Origin of the sequence: Sphingobacterium wenxiniae, from assembly GCF_900116225.1 — a bacterium.
Lineage (GTDB): Bacteria > Bacteroidota > Bacteroidia > Sphingobacteriales > Sphingobacteriaceae > Sphingobacterium > Sphingobacterium wenxiniae.
In genome coordinates this window covers 17,097-43,656 of the sequence record NZ_FOZZ01000009.1, presented here as the reverse complement: position 1 = coordinate 43,656, position 26,560 = coordinate 17,097, and the positions used below count along the sequence as shown (strand labels likewise).

The window sequence follows — 26,560 nt, the reverse complement described above, 5'->3', positions numbered from 1 at the left end:
CAAAACCTACAGGATTCAAGCCAAGGTTCAAGGCTGGCGTCACCAAAACTAAACCATCTGGAGATAACCCTTCAGAATAAACATCATATACATTAATCAATTGACTCATGTTAAAGGAAGAAAGACAAGCCTATATCATTCATCAAATCAATCTGCACAACAAAGTATTATCCTCTGATTTGAGTGTGCAATTGAATGTTTCAGAAGATACCATTCGCCGGGACTTGAACGAACTGGCTGAAAATGGTCAGGTATTAAAAGTTTACGGAGGAGCATTATCCAAGTCCTTTCAATTCCCTTTTCAAGACGGGAACGTGTATGCAAAAGAATCTAAAAAGGAAATTGCGAAGAAAGCCGTATCGCTCATACAAAACGGCATGACTGTACTGGTTGGCGGCGGAACAACGATGATTGAACTAGCACGCCATGTACCCAATGATTTACAATGTACCTTTTTTACTATCAGCCCTTTAGTTGCTTTAGAGCTGGCCGAAAAAGACAATATCGAAGTTGTCCTTATTGGTGGGAAACTCTCCCGAAACACCAATATTGTGATGGGTTCTCAAGTCATCAATGAGCTATCTGATATTCTTGTAGATCTTTGCCTGCTCGGAACAAACAGCATTTCGGTGGAGGAAGGTGTGACCGATTCCGATTGGGAAGTTGTACAGATTAAACGCGCAATGATTAAGGCCTCCCAAAAAGTCGGCTTACTTAGTATTGCGGAAAAACTGAACTCCAATCAAAAGATGCGTGTAACGCCACTACGGGATATTTCTTATTTGATTACTGACCTCGTGCCAACACATCAGCGATTAAAGGAATTTTCCAAACACCTAACGGTTATTTAATCCATTTTCCAAACCTATCTCAGAAAATGAGTAGGTTTGCATACACATGAAGATACCGTCTTTACCCGGCTTTACGCCGGAGGCTTTTGATAAATATTTTAAAAACACAGGCTGGCTAATGCTCGCCCGTGTTGGTTCTCTATTTGTCAAAATGTTGGTTACGGCGATTCTTTTGCCCAATTACTTAGGTTCTGAACTTGCCGGAGCACTGAACTACCCCCTTATCATTCTCTTTACAGGTATATGCACCTTAGGAACCGACTCCTTGGTTACCAGACAGCTATTACAAAATCCCGAAAAAGAGAACGAACTATTAGGCTCTGCTCTCCGTATCCGCCTAATTGGCGGATTAGTTGCTATACCTTTGGTTTTCATCGCATATTATGCCATTAGCCATATCGGTACCAATGCCCCTGCAGCTTCGCCCAAACAGATTGCGATCATGTCCTTAATCTGTATCGTACAGCCTCTGCAGATTATTGATAGTTATTTCCAGGCCAAAACCCAGGGGAAATACATCATGTATGTACAGGTTACGGCAAATATCCTTTCAGCATTTTTCAAATTAGGACTTATCCTCCTAAAAGCGCCAGTCGATGCTTTTATCGTGATGCTCGTTATAGATGTATTGCTTCTACAAATCGGCTATATCCGCTACTATAAGAAACAAGGCCGGTCTATCCTTAACTGGAAATATAACCCTACTGTTGCCAAAAACCTGCTAAAATTAGGTTGGCCCTTAGCCTTCGCAGCCATCTTCATAAGCTTATACATGAAAATAGGGCAGCTCATGGTCGATATGTTTGTGGGGAACAAGGAGTCTGGCGTATATTTTACAGTAACGCAGCTTACTGAAAGTTGGTTTTTCATCGCCGTCGCCATCACGACCTCCCTCTTCCCGGCGATTATGAACTTCCGTAAAAATCAGCCCGCACTGTACCAAAAGCGGATGAGCAACCTGTACGATTTAATGACACTGCTCAGTGTGTCGATCGCCACACTCATTACTCTTTTTGCACCATTCTTCTACACGCACTTCCTAAAACCCGAATATATATCGGGAGCAAAAGCTTTACAGGTGAATGCCTGGGCAGGTGTTTTTGCTTTTTTAGGTACGGCAAGCGGGCAGTACTTAATTGCCGAGGGGTTTACAAAGATCAGCTTAGCACGCACGATGTTTGGAGCAATAGCCATTATCATACTCAATCTTCTGTTTATTCCTGCTTACGGAATCATGGGAGCTGCTTATGCAAATGTCGCCGCCCAAGCTGTAGCAACATTTTCCATTTTATTGTTTCCACAAACCAGACAACAGGGGCTTGTCCTGCTTAAATCATTGTTTTTCATCAACCTTTTAACAGTGATATTTAAACGGTATTCAAAATAATTCATTAGATTAGTTGTTCAATCACTCATCGGATGCAAAAACAAGGCTCATATACATCGCTCCTCAAACCCAGATTATTACGTGGTCTGCTTTCGCTGAGCGTGAAAGGATATTTTGTGCAAAAGGGCTGGATCAACTCCTACCTAAAAAAACAGGCACTTTCTCCGCAAGCAGAGCCTATTCCTTGGCTTACTTATTCTTTTTTGGATTTCATTGATGGACGATTGAACAAATCGCAGACCCTATTTGAATTTGGTGCAGGCAATTCCACCTTATTTTTTGCCGAACAGGTACAACGTGTCCGTTCCATCGAACATAATAAAGAATGGTATGACAAGGTTAGAAGTACTTTGCCCGATAATGTAGAAATCAGCTATATCCCATTAGATGGTGAGCAATACCAAGACACCATATTAGCTGAACAAAAAGATTATGACATTATTTTGGTAGATGGTCGCAGAAGAATCGACTGCATTAAAAACGCTGTCCAAAGATTATCCCCACAAGGGGTTATTATTTTGGACGATGCTGAGCGTCCGAAATATCAAGAAGCTTTTTCTTTCCTAAAAGCACAGGGATTTAAGTGCATTCCGTTTTCTGGCATAGCAATTGGGGCTATTCACGACAAACAAACTGTTGTATTTTATAAAGAACAAAACTGTTTAGGAATTTAGATGCCAAATTTAGCACCTATCGTACTTTTTGTGTACAACCGTCCCAAGCATACACGTAGGACATTGGCTGCCTTGGAGAAGAACCTCTTGGCTAAGGATTCCCTATTGTATATCTTTTCGGATGCTGCCAAAAATGCGGATGCCGTAGAGGATGTCAACAAAGTGCGTGCGATCATTCGTGAGCCTTGGGATTTTAAGCATATTACCATCATCGAGCGCCATAAAAACTGGGGGTTGGCCAACAATGTAATTGATGGTGTAAGTAAAGTTATCCAAGAGCACGGTTCCGTGATTGTTTTAGAGGATGATTTAGAAACTTCTCCCTATGCCCTGACCTATTTCAACGACGGTCTTACCCGATATGCTGCGGAAGAGCGTGTTATGGAAATCAGCGGTTATATGTATCCTGTGCAGCATCCTCGACGCTTACCAAAAAGCTTTTTCTTTCGCGTTGCCAACAGCTGGGGTTGGGCGACCTGGAAGAGAGCTTGGGATCATTTCAATCCCGACATCGAAGAACTCACCAAAAACTTCAAGCGTAGAGATATCAAACGCTTCAGTATTGATGGGAAAGAGAATTTCTGGAAACAGGTAAAAGAATTCAAAGCCGGAAAAATCAACTCATGGGCAATTCGTTGGTATCTATCTGTTTTCAAGCAAAATGGTTTGGTACTGTATCCACGGCATTCCATGATACAGAACATCGGAACGGATGGTTCAGGCACACATTCCGATCTGGACAATGTCTACAAAGTAGAATTAGCCACCGCAAAGGTTAAATATTTCCCGACAGAAATCGAGGAGAACAAAAAAGCCTATGATGCTATCAAATATTTCTACGCACATAGGAAGGGTAATATCGCCGAACGTATTGTTCGTTATCTCATCAAAAGATTCAGTAAAAAATAAGCTGTGCTAACACCGAAAATATCCATTATCACCATCGTCTACAACAATGTTCGCGACATTGAATATACCATACGTTCCGTTATGAAGCAGACCTACGCCAATATTGAATATATTATTGTCGATGGTTTTTCCACGGACGGCACCTTAGATGTGATTGAAAAGTATCGGGAGGAAATCGCTATCCTCATATCCGAAAAGGACAACGGCATTTACGACGCCATGAACAAAGGGTTGAACGTAGCGACTGGCGACTATGTGCTTTTCCTAAACTCCGGAGATGAGCTCTACGAAGACATGACCTTGGAAAAAGTTTTCTCTTCCGCCGACAATGCGGATATTTATTATGGCGAAACCAAGCTTGTCGACGAAGAACGCAATATCTTGGGCGATCGCCGACATAAAGCCCCGAAGCGTTTTAATTGGAAATCTTTCCGCTACGGCATGAGCATTTGCCATCAGGCAATTTATGTTAAAAGAAGCATAGCAGAGCCGTATGATCTGCAATATAAGCTCAGCGCAGATATCGACTGGGTAATACGAGCCGCAAAAAAAGCAGACAAAATTGTCAATGTCAATCAATATGTCGCTAAATATCTGGTAGGAGGTATGTCTCAACAGCGGCATAAACAGAGTTTACAGGAGCGTTTCCAGATTTTCAAAAAACACTATGGCACCCTTCCTAATCTTATCAACCACGGAGTCATCGCTGGAAAATTCTTATTGCACAGGCTAAAAAATGGTAAAACAAGAGATTAAAGAGAGATAGGGATGGAAGAACAAGTAGGAAAGAAGAAAGAAAAGATGGATAAGAACGCGGGACTGCTTGATCCAAATATATTGGTTGAGCTGGCCAATACCGAAATGCCTTTCGGGAAATACAAAGGCTGGTTACTCTGTAATCTCCCCGAGCCATATCTGGTCTGGTTCCATAATAAAGGCTTTCCAGCTGGCAAGTTGGGCATACAGCTCGCTACGCTTTATGAAATCAAACTGAACGGATTGGAGTATCTACTAAAACCTTTGATAAAGAGGTAAGGTCGGAATACAATGTTCATTAAAAGGGACTGGCCGAAAAGTTGGACATCATCGTCCTTTAGTCTCCAATTTTGAAATTCGTGTGGATAAGTTGCCACCACCAATATCAGAACACTTCTTTAACCTTTTTTATTCGGGTCGGCTGTATACTTTCTCCGTACTTTGTTCGCCCCTTGTTCGCCTGTTTACCGTGTTTTTTCTGACCTTTTACCGTGAAGTTACCGTACAACCCCCGGTAATTTCACGGTAAATCCCCGGTAAATGGCCGAAGAGTGACCGAACAAAGGGCGAAGCAGATCCGCAGAAGGTATAGTAGCTGTACTAAAAGTGACCTCTATCAATTCTTGATTAATTTTTATTATTAACTTTGCAAAAAATTAATTTTAAACATTAAACGCCGTTTGCAGCGGTATCAATGAATATGGCACAATATCAAACCCTGCTGTACTATTGTTACAGCCCTATCGAAAATGCAGAACAATTTGCTGCAGATCATTTAGAATTTTGTAGATCTCTTGGCTTATTTGGTCGTATCATCGTTGCCGACGAGGGGTTAAACGGTACCGTTTCCGGTACACCCGAAGCCTGTAAAGCTTACATGGAAGCGGTATATGCTGACGGTCGGTTCAACCATACCGAATTCAAGATTGATGATGTCGAAGAACCTTCTTTCATCAAAATGCACTGTCGTTACAAGCCCGAAATCGTACACTCCGGTTTGCGCGACCCTAAGATTATCAATCCAAATGAAAGAACCGGTGTACACTTGGAGCCTACAGAATTCATGGAGATGAAAGACCGTGATGATGTGGTCATTTTAGATGTACGTTCAAACTATGAGCACAGCGTTGGCCGATTTAAGAACGCGGTTACACTGGACATTGAAAACTTCCGGGAATTTCCTGAAAAGATAAAAGAGCTGGAGCAATACAAAGACAAAAAAATCCTTACCTATTGTACTGGAGGTATAAAGTGTGAGAAAGCATCGGCTCTATTGTTAAAAGAAGGGTTCGAAGATGTATACCAGTTACATGGCGGGATCATTAAATATGGCAAAGAAGCCGGAGGTAAAGATTTCGAAGGTCAATGTTATGTCTTTGATAATCGGGTGACAGTCGATGTGAACGCGGTTAATCCTTCGGTTATTTCTACGTGTAAAAACTGTGGCACAACGACATCAAAGATGATTAACTGTGCCAACCCGGATTGTAACGAGCATTTCACCCAATGTGATGCCTGTGGCTGGGAAATGGACGGTTGCTGCTCCGATACGTGTAAAGAACATCCCCGCAAGCGTGAATATGATGGCACAGGCTATTATGTAAAAGTACCGCAGCCAGTTAACGTAGAAAAAATCAGCAAGAGAAAACATAAGAATTTTCCTCCTAAGGAAAATGTAGAAGCATAAAAAAAGCGCCTTAGGCGCTTTTTTTTATGCTTCTAAGTTTGCTGCCGAAGTCTGTGCCGAACGGTCAACTTTTTTCACCAGGCCTTGCAATACATTACCAGGACCAACTTCCACAAATGCCTCTGCGCCATCTGCCAACATATTTTGTACAGTTTGCGTCCACCGAACCGCTCCCGTTAATTGTGCAATAAGGTTTGCTTTAATAGCTGTAGGATCTGTATATGCTTTGGCATCCACATTTTGATAGATAGGACAAACTGGCGCTTTGATTTCGGTTGCTTCAATTGCTGCCTGCAATTCTACTTTTGCCGGCTCCATCAATGGTGAGTGGAAAGCACCTCCTACATTCAGTTTCAATGCACGTTTTGCTCCCGCTTCGGTCAACAAAGCACAAGCCTTGTCAATTCCTTCGATAGAACCAGAGATAACCAGTTGTCCTGGACAATTATAGTTCGCTGCGACAACGACATCTTCAACCTGTGCACACACTTTTTCTACCGTTTCGTCATCTAATCCTAAAATAGCTGCCATCGTAGACGGCTGTGCTTCACAGGCTTTCTGCATAGCATTCGCGCGTTGCGACACTAACTTTAAACCATCCTCAAAAGACAAAGCTCCTGCAGAAACTAAAGCAGAGAACTCGCCCAAAGAGTGTCCTGCTACCATCGATGGTTGGAACTTATCTCCTAAAGCTTTCGCTAAAATGACCGAATGCAGGAAAATCGCCGGTTGTGTTACCTTAGTTTGCTTCAAATCTTCATCCGTTCCGGAAAACATAATATCCGTAATCCGAAACCCTAAAATATCATTAGCTTGTTCAAATAAAGCTTTTGTCTCTTCATTCAATGCGTACAAGTCCTGCCCCATTCCCACGAATTGAGCACCCTGTCCTGGAAAAATATATGCTGTTTTCATATTGCAAATTAAAAAGTAAAAATTAAAAAGCCAAAAACTGAAGAAGACTAATCTTCCTCAGGCACAAACGTCAACGACGTCAGCTTCTTATCGTCAAAGATATCCTGCGCAATATGCAGCATCTCTTCTTTCGTCAGCACATCGATCCGTTCAAATACATCTTCCAAAGTAATAATCCGATCATAATCGATGATATTCTTCGCCACAGCTATAATCATACTCATACGATTCTCTTCTGCCAGTGCAATCTGCCCCTTGAATTTGTTCTTCGCACGTTGTAGCTGCTGATCCGAAACACCCTTCTCCCGAAGTTTATCCAATTCTTTGAAAACAAGTTTTTTCGCCTTCTTCACCTTCTCCACGTCTGTGCCCAGATAAATCGAGAACAAGCCTGTATCTGAAAAGAGTGTATAGTTAGATTCAATCGTATACGCTATACCGTGCTTTTCACGAACGGATAAATTGAGGATTGAGCTCATTCCAATGCCTCCCAGCATATTGTTGAGCAAAAGCAAGCCGGTTTTCCTATCGTCATGTATACCATAGGCTTGTGCACCCAACATATAATGTACCTGATTGATAGGTTTAGCGATCTCGACATGAGCCGACGAGTTCAGCGTGACTTGTGTTCTTTGATGTAAAGGCGTATGCCGTTGAATCGGTTCAAAATATCGGCGCAAAAGCCTTTCTACCGTCCGCAGATCATAATCCCCTGTAATGCCGATAATAATCTCTTCCGTATTGTAGTTCTTGATCAGAAAATCCTGCAAATCATCTTTTTTAAAACCTATCAAATCCTGTTCAAGCCCAAGAATATTATGCCCCAAACCAGAATTTTGAAAGATTAGGTCTTCATAATCGTCTACAATGGAATCCTCTGGACTATCCAGATAGGACGCCATTTCATCAGCAATCACGCCTTTTTCCTTTTCCATTTCGTCTTCCGGAAAAGTTGAGTGGAAAATAATATCTTCAAAAAGATCTAAAGCACGACTTAAATGGGGTTTTAATACCGATGCATGGATACAGGTATATTCCTTAGTTGTGTAGGCATTCAAATCTCCGCCGACAGCTTCCAGATAATTTAAAATCTGTTGTGTAGAGCGGCGCTCTGTCTCTTTAAATAAAAGATGCTCTATAAAATGTGCTACCCCGAATTTCCCCGATTCCTCATCCCTTGCCCCAGCATTTACAACCAGACAAGTGTGTGTAATCTGTGAAGCCTGACGGTGTAATACCGCACGTATACCATTATCCAATCGGATAATTTCATATTCCATATTATGAATTGTCAAATTTTACTAAACCGCCCACAAAGTTACACAATTAAAAACGAAACGGCTGTAGTGAGACTACAGCCGTTATACTATCTACAAACAGGATTTATATACTACATTCGTGGTCTTCGCATTCCTCCCGGACCACCTTCATCAGACTGGAAAGGATTTAATCCCGAGAACTTTTGGAAACGAAATGTAAACGTCAACATAAAATAACGTCCTAAACGATTCGTTTGGGAGTCTGTTAAAATATCCCCTACGGTTCTGTTGATATTCGTCTGCTCATCCAACAGGTCGAATGCCTGCAGGCGAATTGTTCCACGTTGACCCTTCATCAAGCGTTGCTCAATATACGTGTTGATGATAAAAGGATCTGCCTGATTACGATAACCGCGGTTGAACGTTTTTGACACATCTGCCCCAAAAATAGTTGTTGGCGTGATATTCACCGAACCAATCAATGTTGGTGTAAACGAAGATACATTCCCTTGTGAATATTGCGGAAGCGATGATTTTGTGATATTATAAGAATACCGTGCTCCGGGATTGATTTCCAATTTCTCCGATGGTGTATAGCGAAAGAACAATCCCTGCATCAATACGGTGTTATTTGTTACGTTTTTATCCCCTTCTGTTGCATCGGGATCCTCAGCGATATAGGCAATGTTTTTATTATAATTCACGCCCCCCATATACATAATATTATACGTTTTGTTTTTCAGTGACCGTCCCCAATGATAGAAGGAGTTGATAGAATAAACAGGTTCTGATTCGTTGTGGTAACGCACTTCCTGATACATACCGTCACCTGCTACATTATAACGTTTATTAAAAGATACAATTTTATCTTGCGTGAGATTGGCATTCAACATAGCAAAGAACGTCTTTCCTTTTTGGAAATCACCGCTACGAAAACGCAGTTGTCCTCGGTGGCTGAACTCTGGATCAAGTTCTGGATTACCAATGGTTGTATTTGTACGGCTTGTACTAACTTCAAACGGAAGAACCTGTGAAACACCCGGCTCAGATGCACGAGCAGAATAATTAAACGTTAAGTTTGACTGTCTTGAGAAACGGTACTCAAAGCGAGCGATAGGCACAACATTGAAGTTCTTTCTGTCAATTACTGCTGACTCGGATAAGCTATACGCATTTCCACTCAATACAGTTGGCTGTACCGCTGCTCCTACACTATATTTCACCTTACCCTTATCATAGGAATAATTCGCACCTATACGATGTGATGTAAAGGAATAGTCATAGTCATACGCATAATTCAGATTACCATTGGTCGTAGGCGTACCATTCACATCATAACCATTCTGGTGGTCAAAATTGTCATAGTCATTGACATTAAAATCGTAAGTCACCTCAACACGGCTGTTTTCACCAACAGGCTCGGTATAGGACAAGGTTGTTCCCGCATTCCAGCTTTTGTTCTGTGCTTCACGCAGAGTTTGCTCATAAATAGAACCTATGCTCTCGTCCTGATTGTTCGGGTCATAAACCAAACGATCCAATATCTGATTGTAATCATTTTCGGAAACGGAATTATCATAATTAAAATTGACAAATAGATTCCGTCCTTTATCATTCAGCTTACGGTTATACAATCCGCTAATTCCATAACGTGGAACATTACTTCCGTTTAACTGTGTCTGCAACTGCGTGTAGTCCAGAAGATCATCTCTATACAAAATAGAATTGTTGAAATTTTCAGTGTCATTTTTATTGAAACCGAACTGTGGCGTTAATTTGATATAATCCTTGTCAGAGATGTTCCACTCCACATTCGCCTCAAATCGATGGCTGGTTCCTATGCGGTTATTATCCTGATCGCTATCCTCTCCGATATTCTGCCCGATATATTCAGTAAAAGATTTGGTGAGTGTATTATTATCATCTCGTCCGAAAGAATAAGATCCATACACCTTCAGTTTATCTGAAAAGTCATGGCGCATGTTCAAGCCGATAGATCCGACCTTAGTAATACCGTCAGAGCCACCCCAGCCGCCGCCAGGAGGACGGCCGCCACCACCAACACGCATACGGGCACCGCCTCCCATGGTATTGAAATCAAACAGACTAGCGTTCATATTGTTGAGATTACCCAATACAGAAACCTGTGTTTTATTGGTCATTCCCATCCACATTCCGGTTGTCTGGTACCGTTCTTCTGTACCATAACCCACACGTAATGTCGTCATATAACCCTTATTCAAGGATGGGTCGATTTGGATATTCAATACTTTTTCAGAGTCTCCGGTTCTGTTCCCAGTCAGGTTTGCCATATCACCATAGTCATCTACAACCTGAATCTTCTCGATAATATTAGCCGGAAGATTCTGCGTTGCCGTTTTTACATCACCCCCGAAGAAATCCTTCCCGTTGATGCGCACACGCGTAATTTGCTCTCCTTGTGCTGTTACGTTTCCGTCTTTATCGACTTCCACACCTTGCAATCTTTTCAAAGCATCTTCTGCCAAAGCTCCCTCCCGCAACTTCAAATCCTTCGTCGAATATTCTACCGTATCACCTTTTACCTGAACAGTCAGCACCCCGTCGACGACAACTTCTTCCAACATATTTTCAACGCCTTTTAACTCAAAAGAAGGGATTGTCATCTTCACCTGACCCTTAGGAAAAGTAAACTGTTGTTCAAAAGGTTCAAAACCCAAACTGCTAACCTTAATCGTGAAATTATCGGATTTTACGTTCGTAAAAGTGTATATACCTGCAGTAGAAGCACTCGTTCCCAAAGTATCTTTATCACCAATCAATTGCACAGATGCGCCAGCTACCAATCTCGATTCCTGATCGCGCAACATGCCCTGCACAGTCCTCGTGGATTCGGTCTGCGCCTGCACTCCTAAAAGCATCAAACAAACAACACTAATTAAACTAATTATCTCTTTCATATATATTATATTCTTTTCTTTATTTTAAAACACCTTCCACCACGGTTTCCAATGTGAGCTTATTCTTTGTTTTTGTCGGCCCCTGACGGCGGTAAGCACCTCTTGCATAAGGATTATACGCATTTGTCGTCCTTCGGTTTGTACCCAACGACTGCACCAAAGCGGAAAGCCCATCATTGACTGTTAGTTTAATCTTAATAGCCCCTTCTTGGATTGGTAATTTTTCCTTAGGAATCACTGCTTCGTAAAATAGTGTATCTTGTACAACAACTGCTTTTGCAGCAATTCCATATTGATTTTGAAAGGAAAGAAGACCATCTCGGATAGTTGGAAAACCATCCATCCAATAACCTCTTGACCTTTGTATCAATTCTTCACGATAATCTTTTTCGGGATCAAACTCTTCCTGCTGGATGGCTCTTTTTACTTCCCTGTCCGGAAAAGGAAAAACAAGCTGACTGTCTTTTTTCTTCTTATTACCGGATAGAAAACTAACCAATATACCATTTCGCACAGCCATGTTCTGCAACATCATATCCTGCACACGCACCGCAATATAAATGTTCTCCTTATCCTGCCCAATCTGATAAGCCCAAAGCCCCTCTTGGTTTACATCGTGCAGACTTTCCCATTCGGTGTGTTGCCCATCCACTACGACCTGCTCCATATCAGCAAAGACTACCTGTTGCTTTTTCTGACCCAAAGCTACTATGGTGAACATCATCAAGCCTATACCTATATAGATTCCTTTCATTGTCTTTATCTAAAAAATTTCTTCCTCATCATTTAAACCTATAAGGTTTCCCGGGAGGACAAAATATAATGGTAATTTAATCATCCGCCTGTCCATCACTAAACCTTATCGGTTTTGTAGTTCTGGAAACGAGGTCTAAGTCTTTCATGACAACCATCACTTTTTTAAAATATTCCACAAAGAAAACAAGAAGTAGTGTAAATTAGTGTAAAAGCCAGTGCATCACAGAGATGTTACACTATGGTATAAGATAGAAACAGAAGGATGTTTCTAAAAGGCAGGTGAAATTATCGATGCTGCCCGTCTTAGCTTGGTCAAAGACGGGCAGCATTTATTGTTAATTAATCCACAACCGATTGGTCAAGCAACCGTCTTTCTCGACAGTAAAGTTCCCTTTCCAATTATATTTTGAACAACTTGCGGAGAAACTATAAGTTCCTGGATCAAGGGTAAAATTCGCATTGCCCGAAGAACCACAGGAAGGTGTACCACTGCTATAATAACTTGATATAGTTCCTTGTTGACCAGTATTCAAGGTTACTGTAATATTGCCGCAACCGAGATCTGACGCTACCCAGAAGGCCACTTTACCAGTACCGCTTCCGCTATTATTGCCGTTACTATTACCCGTATTACCACCATTATTAGCCGTGCCATTATTGCCCCCATTATTTGTATTGCCATTACTTCCATTCCCTCCGCTTCCTTTGGGGCATGAACCCACACGAAGTAGGTCAAATCCATAAAATTGTTTAGTCGAAAGCCTGAAGGTAAGCATAGCAATCTGGGGATCGATGGGTTCACCGATACCTTCATGGATCACACGAACTGAGCCATTTCCATCCGATTGGGCATAAGAGCCATCACCATTAACCATTACGCCCCATTTAATATTCATCTCTGCTCCGGGGTGCAAGCCTTTAGCAATAGTTATAATCTTACCCGTCCCATCACCACTATACTGTACGCAAAATCCAAAATCTTCTGAGTGCCATGTGCCATAAAGCTCCGAAATGTGATAATTAGCCAAATGCTTAGCTCCGGTTATTGGCGAGATACATTGATAACCCGACGGCAACACACTACCGCAGGATAAGGATAGGCCTTCTTCCTCATCTTCACCATCGTCAAATAGGTCTTCCAAACAAGATGTAACAAAAAAACAGCCGATGCATAGCATCAAGAGGTAAAACCATTTCTTTTTCATATATTTTAATTTTATAGATTCCTAATAGTCAGTTGAAAGTGGGTCTCCTAAATGGGGAATATAGGCGACCCGACTTTCCTATCGACTAAACTAAACAACTTTTGCTGATTTTCTTCTTTGTAAGGAATTCCCTTTTTAAATTATTACAGCACTATAACTATGGTATAAAGTTAGCAGGGAATTATGGGGAATAAAATACCTAATTGTGGGTATTTTGAAATCGAAGAACAAAGAAATAAGAATGATTTCAAGAGGTTTAGCTCCGCATTCTGAAAAGATTCGTAATTTCGTGTATGTTATTATCCACTTTTCAACAGGATTTTTTGGAGGCTGGTTGTGATGAAGCTGGACGTGGTTGTCTTGCCGGGCCTGTTTTTGCCGCCGCGGTCATTTTTCCACCAGATTATTGCAACCCTTTATTGAATGATTCCAAACAGCTTTCCGAGAAAAAGCGAATGGCACTTCGTCCTATCATCGAAAAAGAAGCATTGGATTTTGCTGTAGCGATGGTTTCTGCTGAAGAAATCGACCGCATCAATATCTTAAATGCATCCTTTCTCGCTATGCACCGTGCCTTGGATCAATTAAAACAAAAAACTGCCTATATCATTATTGACGGGAACCGATTTAAACCCTACAAAGAGATTCCATACCAATGCATTGTGAAAGGAGATGGCAAATACCTTTCTATTGCTGCTGCTTCCATTTTGGCAAAGACGTATCGAGATGAATACATGGATGCCTTAGCCCCCGAATTCCCAAAATATGACTGGCTTTCCAACAAAGGATACCCCACCATTAAACACCGAAATGCGGTATTGACTTATGGATCAACACCGCATCACAGAAAAACTTTTAAAGTAACAGAACCACAGCTTAAGCTGTTTTAGATTTCATAAAAAAGGAGCCTTAAGGCTCCTTTTTTATGAAATCTAAGCTTTTTTCTTCCGTACGGAAAACCAGACTGCCACGGCCAATCCCAAAACTAAAATAATAGATGCGATCAGTGATATCATTTCGCTAATACGCATGCTATCGGGAGCGAAAACAAACTTAATGGTATGGTTTCCACCCGGCACCTGTAAAGCACGGAGAATATAGTTTGCACGAATAATTGGAACTTCCTGATCATCGATGTAAGCTTTCCAACCCTTATCATAATACACTTCCGAGAATACGGCAAATGCATCATTTGGAGAGGTCGACTCATACACCAAAGTGTCAGGATGATAAGAGACCAAGTTGATGTCCGCATTACCAGGTTGCCCTAAACGCGTTGCATTCAGCTTATTTTTAAATTCTTCATGTACAAAAGCTTCTTTCTTAGGATCAAAGCTGCTAATTGCCTGCATTTCCTGTGCGTTATCCTTAACGAAAGTTACTCGTTCTACAAACCAAGCGTTTCCGGAAGCTGTTCCACGGCGTTGAATCTGCTCTGCTCCATTTTGTGGATTTTGTGTGATTAGATAACGAACATTAAACATATCAAGGACATCTTCATTAATAGCACCGTTGAATTGATGTTCCAATATCTCTTGGAACCGCATCAATTTCGCCGCATGATATCCGCCTAAGCTTTTATGATAATACGAGGTCATTGCATCCTGGAACGGACTTCTTGTCAAATCAAAGACACGATAACTCAAATCTTTATCCAATCGAATCAACTGGTCGACTTCACGTTCTGGAATACGGGCTTTAGCAGCAGAGCTATCCACAAAAGAATCATTGTTCAGATAACGCTTGTCCACAGACCATAAATCCGCCAAAATAATTATCCCTAATACGCCTACCAAAACAGGCATACCAAGTTTTTTCTTGATAAAGAACCAAATTAAGCCAAAAGTCAGGACAACGATAAAGAAAGAACGGTATGCATCGGCTGTGGCCAAAGAAGTACGGTCTTTTATCAAGGCTTTGACCACCTCATTTGCAGCACCTTTATCCCCACCGAACACCTGCTCCACCTGAGAGACGAAAGTTTGATGGTTTGACGTTTTAAAATCTAAGAAAAGACTGGGTGCAAAGGCTACTAACAAACAGAAACCACCAACCCCGATAAAGGTATACAGCACCTTCTTGTCCAGCTTAGGGATTGTATCACCTCTTGTAATAAGCTCATTGACCGCCAACACCGCCAATAAAGGAATCAGAATTGCTGGAATAATCAGAATAGATTCTACTGCCCTAAACTTATTGTACATTGGGAAATAGTCAAAGAACAAGTCAGATATCAATGGAAAATGTTTACCAAAAGCTAAAAGGATAGATAGAACTGTTACGCCGACAATCCACCACTTGATGCGATCTTTAACAATGACCAAACCCAGAATAAAGAGGAAGATAACAGAAGCTCCAAAGTACCAAGGACCTTGGGTAAACATCTTCTCGCCCCAATACGTCGGGAACATCCGATCGGCAGCCTGCATAGCCTGCGCCTCCGGGATCCCCAAGCCTACCATTGTTTTAACCACTTCTGCGTCCCTATCCAAAACACCACCGGAACGCCCGCCATACGCATTAGGAATCAAAAACGTTATATTTTCCCCAATACCTTGACTCCAATCATACGCATATTGCTTATCCAATCCCGAGCTATTTCCCTCGTCTACTTTCACAATATTCGATGGTCCGCGGATGGTTAGTTTACTATATTCGTAAGTCGGAAACAATACCGAAGCATTGACCAACACCGCAACAGCAACAGCAACAAGTTGCAAGGCAGATGCTTGAAAGAAACTTTTTAATTGTTTGTCCTTAAAGGCATAATACAGCACAAACAGCACATAAATCAGCATCGCCAAGAACAAATAATAGGTAGTCTGCACGTGATTAGCACGTATCTCCAACGCTAAGAAAAGTGCCAGAAGCACAGGCCCCCACAGTCTGCTCCCCCGATAGCACATAAAGATAGCGCCCATGATAAAAGGAAGATAAGCAATAGCATACGCCCGATTAAGGTGACCAGCTTCAATATACACAAAATTGTAGGAAGTGAAAGCCAGCGCAATAGCCCCTACAGCCGCTAACCACGGACGAATTCGCAACGTCGAAAGCAGAAAATATCCTCCCAAAAGGTAGAGTAACACAACATCCGTAGGTGGCGGGAATACCGCACGGACACCCTTACTGATGTATGTCGTTATGTTATTTGCATGTGCATGCCATATCTGATAAGTTGGCATTCCCCCAAACATCGAGTTTGTCCAAAGAGGTGCATGCCCATCTTTAGCTTTGTAGTCAAATAGCTCCTTTTGGCTCCCTTCAGCTTGCAAAACATCGCTTTGCAATAAGGTTTTTCCGCCAAAAATCGGTGAAAAATAAAAGAATACCAATACCAGAAAGATGCCGATAATGATAAAATGTGATGAATTTTCCTTAAACCAAGTTTTCATTAAAATAAAATATAAGGATTAGTTAAGTGCCAAAAATATGTAAATGATTTGAATTATCAGCATAAAACTCCAAGAGCACATGAAATTGTTCGCCTTCGGTAAAAAGCAGATTCTTACCAACGACCTCCTGCTCCGCCGCCGCCAGAAGAACCTCCCCCAAAGCTGCCGCCTCCTCCGGAAGAAGATCCCCTTCCTCCCGATGAACCAGAACCACCGGAGCTCCTGCTTTTACGCGGAATGGTAAAATGTCCTTTGGAAAGGTAATATTTACAGTTTTGACAGGAGTCAAATTTTTCGCCTTGTCCCGAAGCAGAATATGTGGCCGCCTTAATCGTTTTCGTTTTATTGATTTCCAGCGTATAGTAATGACATTCTGGGCATTCACGGAATTTCTTGCTCTTATCCCACGGAATTAACTTCACCTCCCCGGTCTTCTTGTTTTCCCAAATCTCGTAGCGCAAGCTTTTTATCGTTTCCTCCTTTACGCGCCCACTGTCAAAATATTTTTTCGGTCGACTTTGGATGGTTGAACGGTTGATCCGTTGCCAATCGCCACTATCATCCGGTGGAGAAAAACGTCCTCTATTCTTGTTAAAACGGTTCGCAATCATCCCCAAATCGATCCACGCCAAAGGCGTCAACAACATAGGGATAAACAAATATGCAGCGAATCTTTTCAAGCTGTTCTGTAAGTCTTCTTCATCCTTATAATCGGCCGTGAGCTTAGCCCGCCCGTCGGTAATCTTCATCGCCAAGACCAACACACAGAACACCAGAACAAAGTAAGGGAGGTTTTTGCGCTGATAAACCTCCTCTAAGTTATTGAACACAAAAGCAAAGATGAACAGCGTTAAAAACATCAGTAAAAACATGCAGCCCATTCCCCAGAAAACCGGAACGAACCGCGAGACTTTTTTCCTGCTTTTTTGAGTTTTTACTAAACGTAATGTTATAAAATGCACATAGAGGTAAAGCCCTGCGAAAACCAACAGCACTAATAATGTATTCATCAGTATCGGATTTCGCAAGCTCCAGAAAGACGCGGCTTCTGGCATCATTTCCCTAAGCTCTTTGATAGAATCTGGAGACTTTAAAACATGTATAATAACCTTCGTAGCTTCTAAAACACCTTCGTCATAATTACCTTCACGAAAATTCGGCACTAGATATTTTCCCCCTACCCGTTTCAGGTAAGCGTCTGGAAAGAGTCCTTCCATGCCATATCCCGAAATAAACCGATATTCCCTGCGATTCTTTGCGACGAAAAGCAAAAGCCCGTTATTCGTTTCTTTCTTTCCGATCCCCCAGGTATTAAAAAGGTTCAATGCAAATTCGAAATCACTATCACCAACATAGTCATCAACAACGACAATACTATATTCAGCACCCGTCAAGCTATCGAGACTTTGCAACATTTCGTCCAATATTCCTACTGTCATATAAGATAAAATACCATCTGGATTGCTGACGAAATGCTCCTGTCCTGCTGCTTTTGGGTTGGGCAGATTACCAACTGTATATTGCCCGAACACGTAGGAACAGATAACAATCTCAAAGCAAACAAGTAGATATTTTAAATACGACCTGTACATATTTCTAAGAGCTTTGAATCAAACGCTTAATATTGGATAACTCACCGAAAACCACCAACCAGTCGTTTTCTTCCAGAACCGTTTCCGATCCGGCTATACCCGAGGCTTCTTGTTGCTTTGTTATCTTTCCGTTAACTTCTGTTTCATAACTTTTTACGGTCGTGAGTACGATTACCTTATACTTATTGGTCAGGTTGGCATCTTTGAGGGTCATACCGACATACTTATTTGGAACGCGTGTTTCGATGATACTATAGCGGTCGGACACCTTAAAAGAGTCTATAATATCCGCATTGTCTAAACGCATTGCCAAACGTTCGGCAGCTTCTTCCTCCGGCATAATATATTCATCGATCTGCATCGCCTCCAAAACCGTTTTTTGTAAATCCGAAACTACTCGGCCGATAATCCTCTTTACCTGCAATTGCTTTAGTAGTGCTGTGGTCAGCAAAGATGCTCCCTCATCTTCCCCAATAGCTACAATCACTGCATTTGCATCCTTTAGAGGTAAGGACATGACAGCCTCCCGATCCGTTGTATCCATCGCTACGGTATGGGTAATCTTATCTTTCAACTGCTCAACGATAACCAAATTTTTATCCGCAGCAATAACCTCATGTCCCTGTTCGGTAAGATGTACCGCCAATGATCGTCCGAAATGCCCTAAACCCAATACGATATATTTCATGTCTAAAACAATAATTTTTCTGTTGGATAAATATAACTTTTGTTTTTGGTGTTCTTGATGAAAGCCACCAAAAGTGTCAATGTTCCGACCCTACCGACAAACATAGTAAAGATAACAATGAGTTTTCCGGAAGCCGAAAGCGATGGTGTCACCCCTAAACTCAATCCACAAGTGGTATAGGCCGATACGGCTTCAAACAGCAGATCTTTCATAGACTTATGTGGATCGGAAAAGTTCAGGAGTATAAAACTCAACGCAATGCTGAGGACGGACAGAATAATAACTGCAAAAGCCTTGTTTACAGATTCAGACGCAATCCTTCTTTTATACATTTCAATCGATTCCTTTCCGCGCGCCAAAGCGAAAATATTCAAAATTGCCAAAGCCACCGTGGTAACTTTCACACCTCCGCCTGTAGAACCCGGAGAAGCACCGATCCACATCAAGGTAAAAACCATGATAAGCGTGGGGGAGGCCAAAAAATTCACATTCACACTATTAAATCCAGCCGAACGCGCAGAGTTTGCCATAAAAAAAGAGGTAACCCACTCCCCCCAACCCGTAGAATCTTCCGTCAACGTATACCGTTGTTCAAAAAGATAATAGGATGCCGTGGCCAATACCACGACCACAGCATTACACAAAAGGATAAATTTTGTATTAAAATTCCAAACCTGTGCTTTATGAACAAATGGTTTTCTATAAATAATGGAATGGAGAATAGATTCCAATTTTTGCTTTCCGTATGTGTAGAAGTTATAGACTGTACCAAAGCCCAGTCCGCCTAAAATAAAAATAGATGCCAAACAAAGCTGGAAAGCATAATTAAATCGGTAAGCCTCATTATGTATCCCTTCAGGCAATATCGAAAATCCTGAATTACAGAAAGAAGATATGGCGTGGAAAGCTGAAAAAAACAATCGATCACTTAATGATGCAAACTGATTGGCGTCCAACGATAGAAAGATAAATACACCTCCTATCAGCTCAAACAACAAGGTAATAAAAATGATAGTCAACAAAGTCGAAACAACGGAGTTCAATTTATTCTCCCCCAATATTTCCCCAAACATCAACTGGTTTTTATAAGAAAATCCACCGGAAAAAAAATATCCAAAAAAACCGGTAAAGGTCATGATTCCCAATCCGCCAATCTGGATAAGAATCATGATGACACTCTGCCCAAAGGTGGAAAAATTAGTGGAAATATCGGTCACGGAAAGCCCCGTGATACACACGGCACTGGTTGCCATGAATAATGCGTCTACGAAACTGAGCGGAGCCAGCAAGGTCGTACGGGGTAACATCAGCAACACCGTCCCCAATAGAATCAGCGCAAGGAAACTAATCACAAAGAGAATAGTGGGGTTAAAATAAAAGTTATCGAAAAACAGGCTATTGCGCGAGAGCTCTGACAGAAACATCATTGCGATTCCCAAGTAAACCCATTCCATTTTCGAGAAATAAGCAATATTGTTTATTCGGGAAAAAGCAATGATAAGGAAATATCCCATCAATACGATACCCGAAATATGCGAAACATTGACTTTTCGGCTTGCCATGATAGACACACCCGTACGGAGAATGCCTATCACAAATAAAAAGTAAAACATCCCGACAACTGTATCGTGAGTCACCTCGGCCGTTTCCTTTTCTGTCACATAACCTATATGAGCGATGGTCATAAATGCACAAATCATGCTCAAATAGAACATGATTTGATCCACCAACTTATTTCTGTATTTAAATAAGAATTTAAAAAAGTCGATTATTCCGCCCATTCTAACTATTAAATTAGCGATATGCTATTTTTTATCTTCTTTGTCTTTTTTCTTGAACAACCCCCTGACAAAGCCTTTTGTTTTCTCGGCTCCTTTTTTCGCGCCTTCCACCGTCTTTTGTGCAGACTGTGCAGAGCCTATAAGTCGAGCTTCCCGTTCTGGGCTGATGCCTGCCGTCTGTTTGATTCCTTCCAGCAAAGATTGCCACAGGTTTTTGAAAAATGTATGCTCTGGAACTCTTCGGTAATTCACTTTGCCAACATGATAAACCTCGTTGGCATCCGGGTTGCTATCGTTGATAATAAGCTGATTAACTAAGAAAGAGACTAATTTCTTCGATTTCTGTTCCTCTCCCGCTTTCTTTTCATTGAGCAGTTCCAATTTCAATTCATTATAGTCAAATCTGAAATCGCCTGTCGTATGGTAATCTGTCCCGCTCATATTGAATTTAACCGATTTAATGTTGCCAGATCCTATCCCTACATTTAATAAAGGTGTCAATATCTTGTTGAACGCCGGTGCTTTCATTGTACCCACCGTTCCGCTATAAGTGTATGCACCATTCTTACTCAGCATATCAAAGCTAAATTTAGCATGCAGATTTCCGCTGTTCATAATTTTAGCTCGTAAGTCGGCCTTCATATATTTATCCGAACCCAACGCTACCGAATCATTGGTCACATTGGTCAATACACCTGTTGCTCCATTGAAGGTAATATAGCCATCTCTATGATACTTAGGACTCATCTCTCCATATTCTACATTTACATTTTCCACAAATACCGAGTCAAGGTTCATCAAGCTTTTCATACGCAGCAATTTCTGGTGTGGTGCCTGTCCAATCTGGTTCGTTGGACGCTTGGGGTATCGCTTATCGCCAAAAAGCTTCACATAACCGTTCTTGATCTGTAATTTCTTAGCCAATATCTGCTGCTTATCGATCAACTTCTGGAAATTCAAATGCTCCATGCGCAGAGTATCAAAGTGCAAGGTGGACATCGTCTTATTCTCTCCTCGCTGTTTAAAGTATGCAGAGCGATTCATTTTCGGGCGAAAATCCACATTGGTCAACAGAATATTCTGTTCCTCAGTATTAATCTTCAATCCATCAAATTTCAACACATAGAATCCGTCCGGAAATTCATAGCTGAAGCCCGGCACATCAATATCAATAAGCTTTGTGTAGAAAATCCGAGACGAATCCTGCAAGGCTGTTTCATCAATCAACACATCACGCACCTTAACCTTAATATTCTCCACTGCTATTTCAGACGATTTTCCCTCTACAATCTTTGTATAACGGAAAGAAACATTATCCACATTGATATCCTGCACATTCACCGAAGAAAGCACATCTTTCAAACTTTCGTAGAGTGTCTTTCCCTCCTTAGAGGGCTTTGCAATGGTATCATTATAAGCATGATAAGTATTTACCAAGTGGATGTCCGGACTATCAAACCCAACAGTGCGTATACTCAGTTTTTTGTTGCTAAGAATATCTAATATACCAAACCGCCTTATTTTCAAAGATTTCAACCGAATAGTGTAAATGTTATCAGGAGCAAGTTGTGCTTCCTCCATCTTTCGGTACACAATGGTATCCGGCTGAAGTACCGCATTCTCCAAACTCATATTACCTAAAGCTACATTGAGATCTAGGTCGTCAAATGTGAGTGTATATAAACTGTCCGTTGAACTTTTAACGATATCCATGAGCTTCTTTTCCACGATAGGCTTCCAGTTGTGTGATAAATACCAAGCAACACCCGCTAAGGCGACAAGAATGACAGCCAGAATGCCCAAAATCCATTTCCAAATAGGTTTCATATACTTATGCTTATTCTTCTAAAACAATATTTTAGCACTTATGTTTCAAGTGCAACAGCACAATTGATGTATTATTAAAGTTATGAAAGTGGACGAAGTTACCACCATCATTTTTATACTCGTGTATCTTGGTTATTGTAAATACTTAGATAACTATCATAGCGGGATGGCTCAATATCACCGTTTTCAACGGCTTCCATAATGACACACCCTGGTTCGTTAATATGTCTACAGTTGTTAAAGCGACATTGATTTAACCGGGATCGCATCTCCGGGAAAAAGTGAGAAAGCTCTTGTTGTTCAATATCCACGATACCCAATTCCCGAATACCTGGTGTATCAATGAGTTTTCCTCCAAAAGAAAGATCAATCATCTCGGCAAATGTTGTTGTATGCTTCCCCTTGTCGGACCAACCGGATATTTCCCCTGTTTTCAAACTTGCTGCCGGCTCAATCGCATTGATTAAAGTCGATTTCCCGACACCGGAGTGCCCGGAAACGACGGTAATTTTGTCTTTTAAAAGATTTCGAAGTTCTTCGATATGCGTCCCTTTTTGTGCAGAAACCGTGTAACAGGGATAACCAATCTCCTCGTACATGGTGGTATAATCTTGTAGAATCTCCAATCCCTCTTCCGAAAAAAGATCCAACTTATTGAATACCAAAACAGCAGGGATATCGTAAGCCTCTGCTGTCACCAAAAAGCGATCAATAAAACCTAAAGATGTTGGAGGTGATGCTAAAGTTACAACCAATACAGCTTGGTCAAGGTTCGCTCCAATAATTTGAGCCTGTTTAGATAAGTTGACAGATTTCCGAATAATATAATTTTTACGTGGTTCCAAATGGGTAATGATTCCACTCTGTTGCTCTGGTTCCATTTCATAGTGCACCCAATCACCCACTGCCACTGGATTAGTAGTTTTAATGCCTTTGGTTCGGAATTTCCCTTTAATACGGCACTCTATCCGTTGGTTGTCTTCGCTCAAAACGACATACCAGCTCCCGGTTGATTTCGTAACTAACCCTCGCATAGCCAATTAATATCTGTTTTAAGCCTGTAAACCATAAGCACAAAAGTCGTAAAAAAATTAATAATTCAGTGGTTTATTGATTTTATTAACTTTGTGAAAGACGAACAAAGCAAAATACACGTGAAGAAACTATTCCTTCTGGACGGCATGGCCTTGATATACCGGGCTTACTTTGCCTTAAGCAAAGTACCCCGCTTAACTTCCTATGGACTCAATACGGGTGCTATCATGGGTTTTACAAATACACTTTTAGAACTATTAAAGAACCAAAACCCAACCCATATAGCGGTAGTATTCGATACGGAAGCCCCCACAAATCGCCACCTAGAGTTTGAAGCCTACAAGGCACACCGCGAGAAGATGCCCGAGGATTTAGCAACCTCTATTCCTTATATACACCGTTTGATAGAAGGGTTTAACATCCCGATTATCACTAAAGATGGGTACGAAGCCGATGACATCATTGGTACATTGGCGAAAAAGGCCGAACAAGCAGGTTTTACGGTATTTTGTATGACTCCAGACAAAGATTTCGGGCAATTAGTTTCAGACAATATATTCATCTACAAACCTGCTCGCATGGGCAATGGTGCAGAAACACTCGGGGTGCCGGAAATCCTAGAGAAATGGGAAATAACAGAAGTCTCGCAGGTTATCGACATTTTAGGTCTTTGGGGCGATGCTGTGGATAATATTCCAGGAATTCCAGGAATAGGCGAGAAAACCGCTAAAAAGCTAATCCAGGAATTTGGCTCTGTCGAAAATATTATTACTAATAGTGATAAACTAAAAGGAAAGCAGCGAGAAAATGTAGAAACCTACGCAGAGCAAGGACTTATCTCCAAAAAATTAGCAACCATCTTATTGGACGTCCCTGTAGAATTGGACGAGATAGCTTTAACATTACAAGAACCGAACAGAGAACTTTTAGAACCTCTTTTTGCCGAGTTAGAATTTAGAACCTTAGGAAAGCGTGTATTTGGTGATGACTTCAGCGTTGCAGGACAACAACCACAGCATGGGCAGATGGACCTGTTTGCCGTACCAATGGAAAACACTCAAGACTCCATAGCAGAACCAACTCTCCCACAAGCTACCCTGCAAAACACCCCCCATGAATACATCTTGGTAGACAGCCAAGCCGAACAACAGAAGCTTGCCAAGCTGTTATCCAGCCAACCAAGCTTCTGCTTTGATACAGAAACGACCGGATTGGATGCGCTACTTGCGGATATCGTTGGTATGTCTTTCTCTTTTGAAAAGGGGAAAGCCTATTATGTCCCGACCTCCTCCAATTATGAAGATGCCCTGGAGACAGTAGCCATATTTAAGTCTGTTCTAGAAAATACAGCTATTGAAAAGGTTGGTCAAAATATCAAATACGACATTTTATTGCTCTCAAAATACAACGTACAGGTAAAAGGCCCATTATTCGACACCATGGTTGCCCACTACTTGATAGATCCGGACACAAGGCATAACATGGATATATTAGCCGAAAACTATCTGGGCTATAAGCCGATGTCCATCACAGAGCTCATCGGACCTAAGGGCAAAAAACAAGGCAATATGCGTGATGTAGATATCGAACTGGTGAAAGAATACGCTGCCGAAGATGCAGACATCACTTGGCAACTCCATGAGGTTTTTAAACCGCTTTTGGAAGAGACCCAGACCTATAAACTAGCACAAGAAGTAGAGTTCCCACTCATCTATGTATTAGCGGAAATCGAGAAAAATGGTGTTAAAATTGATGAAAACACGCTTCACGTCTTTTCTAAATCATTAGAAGAAGACCTGAAAAAATTAGAAGCATCCATCTATGAGAAAGCAGGTGTACAATTCAACATCTCTTCCCCAAAACAACTTGGTGAGGTGTTATTTGACAAGCTGCAACTTGATCCCAAAGCAAAGAAGACAAAAACAGGACAATACAAAACAGGAGAAGATGTATTATTGACACTGGCCAATAAATCAGACATTGTTCAGGATATTTTGGACTTCCGCCAGCTGCAAAAGCTGAAATCCACCTATGTCGATGCCTTGCCAAGCTTAATTAATCCCAACACAGGACTCATACACACCTCTTACAACCAAGCTGTAGCAGCAACCGGACGTTTAAGCTCCACAAACCCGAATCTGCAGAACATACCCATACGTACAGAAAAAGGACGCGAAGTTCGCAAAGCGTTCATTCCTCGCCAGGAAGGATATACATTACTCTCCGCGGATTACTCGCAGATAGAGTTAAGACTGATCGCTGAGCTTAGTAAGGATAAAAACATGTTGGAAGCATTTGATGCCGGCCATGATATCCACAGGGCAACGGCAGCGCGCGTTTATGGTGTGGCTTTAGAAGATGTCACTTCCGACCAACGTAGAAATGCGAAGGCTGTTAACTTTGGTATAATCTATGGCCAATCAGCCTTCGGTTTATCCCAAAATCTCGGTATTTCCCGCAAGGAGGCTGCGGAAATCATCGAGCAATATTTTGCACAATATACCGGTATTCGGCAATATATGACCCAAGCCGTTGAATTTGCTAAAGAAAATGGCTACGTGGAAACTATTTTGAAACGCCGACGTTATTTAAGGGATATCAATTCGGCAAATATGACCGTGCGTGGATTTGCAGAGCGAAATGCTATTAATGCTCCTATCCAAGGCTCAGCCGCAGATCTTATTAAAATCGCCATGATCAACATACAACAAGACATTACAAAAAAAGGGTTGACAGGTAAGATGATTATGCAAGTACATGACGAATTGGTCTTTGATGTACCCTTAGGGGAAGCCGAAACCTTCTCCGACATCATATACGAACGAATGAAAAACGCAATAACATTACGCGTACCAATTGAAGTAGAAATAGGAAAAGGAGTGAACTGGTTAGAAGCACATTAAT

At 41.5% G+C, this 26,560-nt stretch carries 20 protein-coding genes; 9 read left to right on the top strand and 11 right to left on the bottom strand.

Going from position 1 to position 26,560, the window contains the following annotated elements; genetic code table 11:
- Positions 1-107: 107 nt before the first annotated feature.
- The 7 genes from BM375_RS12260 (at position 108) to trhO (ending at position 6,264) form a co-directional block, all read left to right on the top strand.
- Positions 108-851 carry a DeoR/GlpR family DNA-binding transcription regulator gene (locus BM375_RS12260; protein WP_093366452.1) on the top strand — a complete coding sequence of 248 codons (744 nt, stop codon included), beginning with the start codon at positions 108-110 and terminating at the stop codon, positions 849-851.
- Between the two features lie 46 nt (positions 852-897).
- On the top strand, positions 898-2,238 hold the full coding sequence (locus BM375_RS12255) for a flippase (protein ID WP_093366451.1): 1,341 nt from the start codon (positions 898-900) through the stop codon (positions 2,236-2,238).
- A gap of 32 nt (positions 2,239-2,270) precedes the next feature.
- Positions 2,271-2,912, top strand: coding sequence for an O-methyltransferase (locus BM375_RS12250; RefSeq protein ID WP_093366449.1), 642 nt, complete (start codon positions 2,271-2,273; stop codon positions 2,910-2,912).
- Positions 2,913-3,821: a glycosyltransferase gene (locus BM375_RS12245; protein ID WP_093366448.1), complete on the top strand. Its 909-nt coding sequence runs from the start codon at positions 2,913-2,915 to the stop codon at positions 3,819-3,821.
- 3 nt (positions 3,822-3,824) lie between these two features.
- Complete coding sequence (locus tag BM375_RS12240) at positions 3,825-4,577, top strand: glycosyltransferase family 2 protein (protein ID WP_093366446.1); 753 nt, start codon at positions 3,825-3,827, stop codon at positions 4,575-4,577.
- Between the two features lie 12 nt (positions 4,578-4,589).
- The gene (locus BM375_RS12235) at positions 4,590-4,856 is read left to right on the top strand and encodes a DUF3820 family protein (protein ID WP_398358182.1); all 267 of its coding nucleotides are present in this window, start codon (positions 4,590-4,592) and stop codon (positions 4,854-4,856) included.
- Positions 4,857-5,277: 421 nt separating this feature from the next.
- Positions 5,278-6,264 carry an oxygen-dependent tRNA uridine(34) hydroxylase TrhO gene (gene trhO, locus BM375_RS12230; protein ID WP_093366610.1) on the top strand — a complete coding sequence of 329 codons (987 nt, stop codon included), beginning with the start codon at positions 5,278-5,280 and terminating at the stop codon, positions 6,262-6,264.
- Positions 6,265-6,288: 24 nt separating this feature from the next.
- On the opposite strand, the gene fabD is transcribed toward trhO, so the two are convergent.
- The 5 genes from fabD to BM375_RS12205 all read right to left on the bottom strand — a co-directional run bounded on the left by fabD (position 6,289) and on the right by BM375_RS12205 (position 13,338).
- Entirely contained in the window at positions 6,289-7,179 is an 891-nt protein-coding gene (gene fabD, locus BM375_RS12225) for an ACP S-malonyltransferase (protein ID WP_093366445.1), read from the bottom strand.
- Positions 7,180-7,226: 47 nt separating this feature from the next.
- Positions 7,227-8,459 carry a M16 family metallopeptidase gene (locus tag BM375_RS12220; RefSeq protein ID WP_170852658.1) on the bottom strand — a complete coding sequence of 411 codons (1,233 nt, stop codon included), beginning with the start codon at positions 8,457-8,459 and terminating at the stop codon, positions 7,227-7,229.
- Positions 8,460-8,569: 110 nt separating this feature from the next.
- A complete protein-coding gene (locus tag BM375_RS12215; protein ID WP_093366444.1) occupies positions 8,570-11,377 on the bottom strand; it encodes an outer membrane beta-barrel protein in 2,808 nt (935 codons plus the stop codon).
- A gap of 19 nt (positions 11,378-11,396) precedes the next feature.
- Positions 11,397-12,131, bottom strand: coding sequence for a hypothetical protein (locus tag BM375_RS12210; RefSeq protein ID WP_093366443.1), 735 nt, complete (start codon positions 12,129-12,131; stop codon positions 11,397-11,399).
- Between the two features lie 337 nt (positions 12,132-12,468).
- Positions 12,469-13,338 carry a hypothetical protein gene (locus BM375_RS12205; protein WP_093366441.1) on the bottom strand — a complete coding sequence of 290 codons (870 nt, stop codon included), beginning with the start codon at positions 13,336-13,338 and terminating at the stop codon, positions 12,469-12,471.
- Positions 13,339-13,631: 293 nt separating this feature from the next.
- Between BM375_RS12205 and BM375_RS12200 the strand changes: the two genes are divergently transcribed.
- Positions 13,632-14,228 carry a ribonuclease HII gene (locus BM375_RS12200; RefSeq protein WP_093366440.1) on the top strand — a complete coding sequence of 199 codons (597 nt, stop codon included), beginning with the start codon at positions 13,632-13,634 and terminating at the stop codon, positions 14,226-14,228.
- Positions 14,229-14,270: 42 nt separating this feature from the next.
- Here BM375_RS12200 and BM375_RS12195 read toward each other — a convergent pair whose 3' ends face one another.
- The 6 genes from BM375_RS12195 to rsgA form a co-directional block, all read right to left on the bottom strand.
- On the bottom strand, positions 14,271-16,733 hold the full coding sequence (locus BM375_RS12195; protein ID WP_093366438.1) for a YfhO family protein: 2,463 nt from the start codon (positions 16,731-16,733) through the stop codon (positions 14,271-14,273).
- A 113-nt stretch (positions 16,734-16,846) separates the two neighbouring features.
- Complete coding sequence (locus BM375_RS17355; protein WP_093366437.1) at positions 16,847-18,325, bottom strand: TPM domain-containing protein; 1,479 nt, start codon at positions 18,323-18,325, stop codon at positions 16,847-16,849.
- A gap of 4 nt (positions 18,326-18,329) precedes the next feature.
- A complete protein-coding gene (locus BM375_RS12185; RefSeq protein WP_093366435.1) occupies positions 18,330-19,013 on the bottom strand; it encodes a potassium channel family protein in 684 nt (227 codons plus the stop codon).
- Between the two features lie 2 nt (positions 19,014-19,015).
- Complete coding sequence (locus tag BM375_RS12180; RefSeq protein ID WP_244525896.1) at positions 19,016-20,794, bottom strand: TrkH family potassium uptake protein; 1,779 nt, start codon at positions 20,792-20,794, stop codon at positions 19,016-19,018.
- 24 nt (positions 20,795-20,818) lie between these two features.
- A complete protein-coding gene (locus BM375_RS12175) occupies positions 20,819-22,621 on the bottom strand; it encodes an AsmA family protein (protein WP_093366434.1) in 1,803 nt (600 codons plus the stop codon).
- Between the two features lie 113 nt (positions 22,622-22,734).
- A complete protein-coding gene (rsgA, locus tag BM375_RS12170) occupies positions 22,735-23,655 on the bottom strand; it encodes a ribosome small subunit-dependent GTPase A (RefSeq protein WP_093366432.1) in 921 nt (306 codons plus the stop codon).
- Positions 23,656-23,775: 120 nt separating this feature from the next.
- Here rsgA and polA point away from each other — a divergent pair, with 120 nt between their 5' ends.
- Positions 23,776-26,559: a DNA polymerase I gene (gene polA, locus BM375_RS12165; protein ID WP_093366605.1), complete on the top strand. Its 2,784-nt coding sequence runs from the start codon at positions 23,776-23,778 to the stop codon at positions 26,557-26,559.
- Position 26,560: the final 1 nt, after the last annotated feature.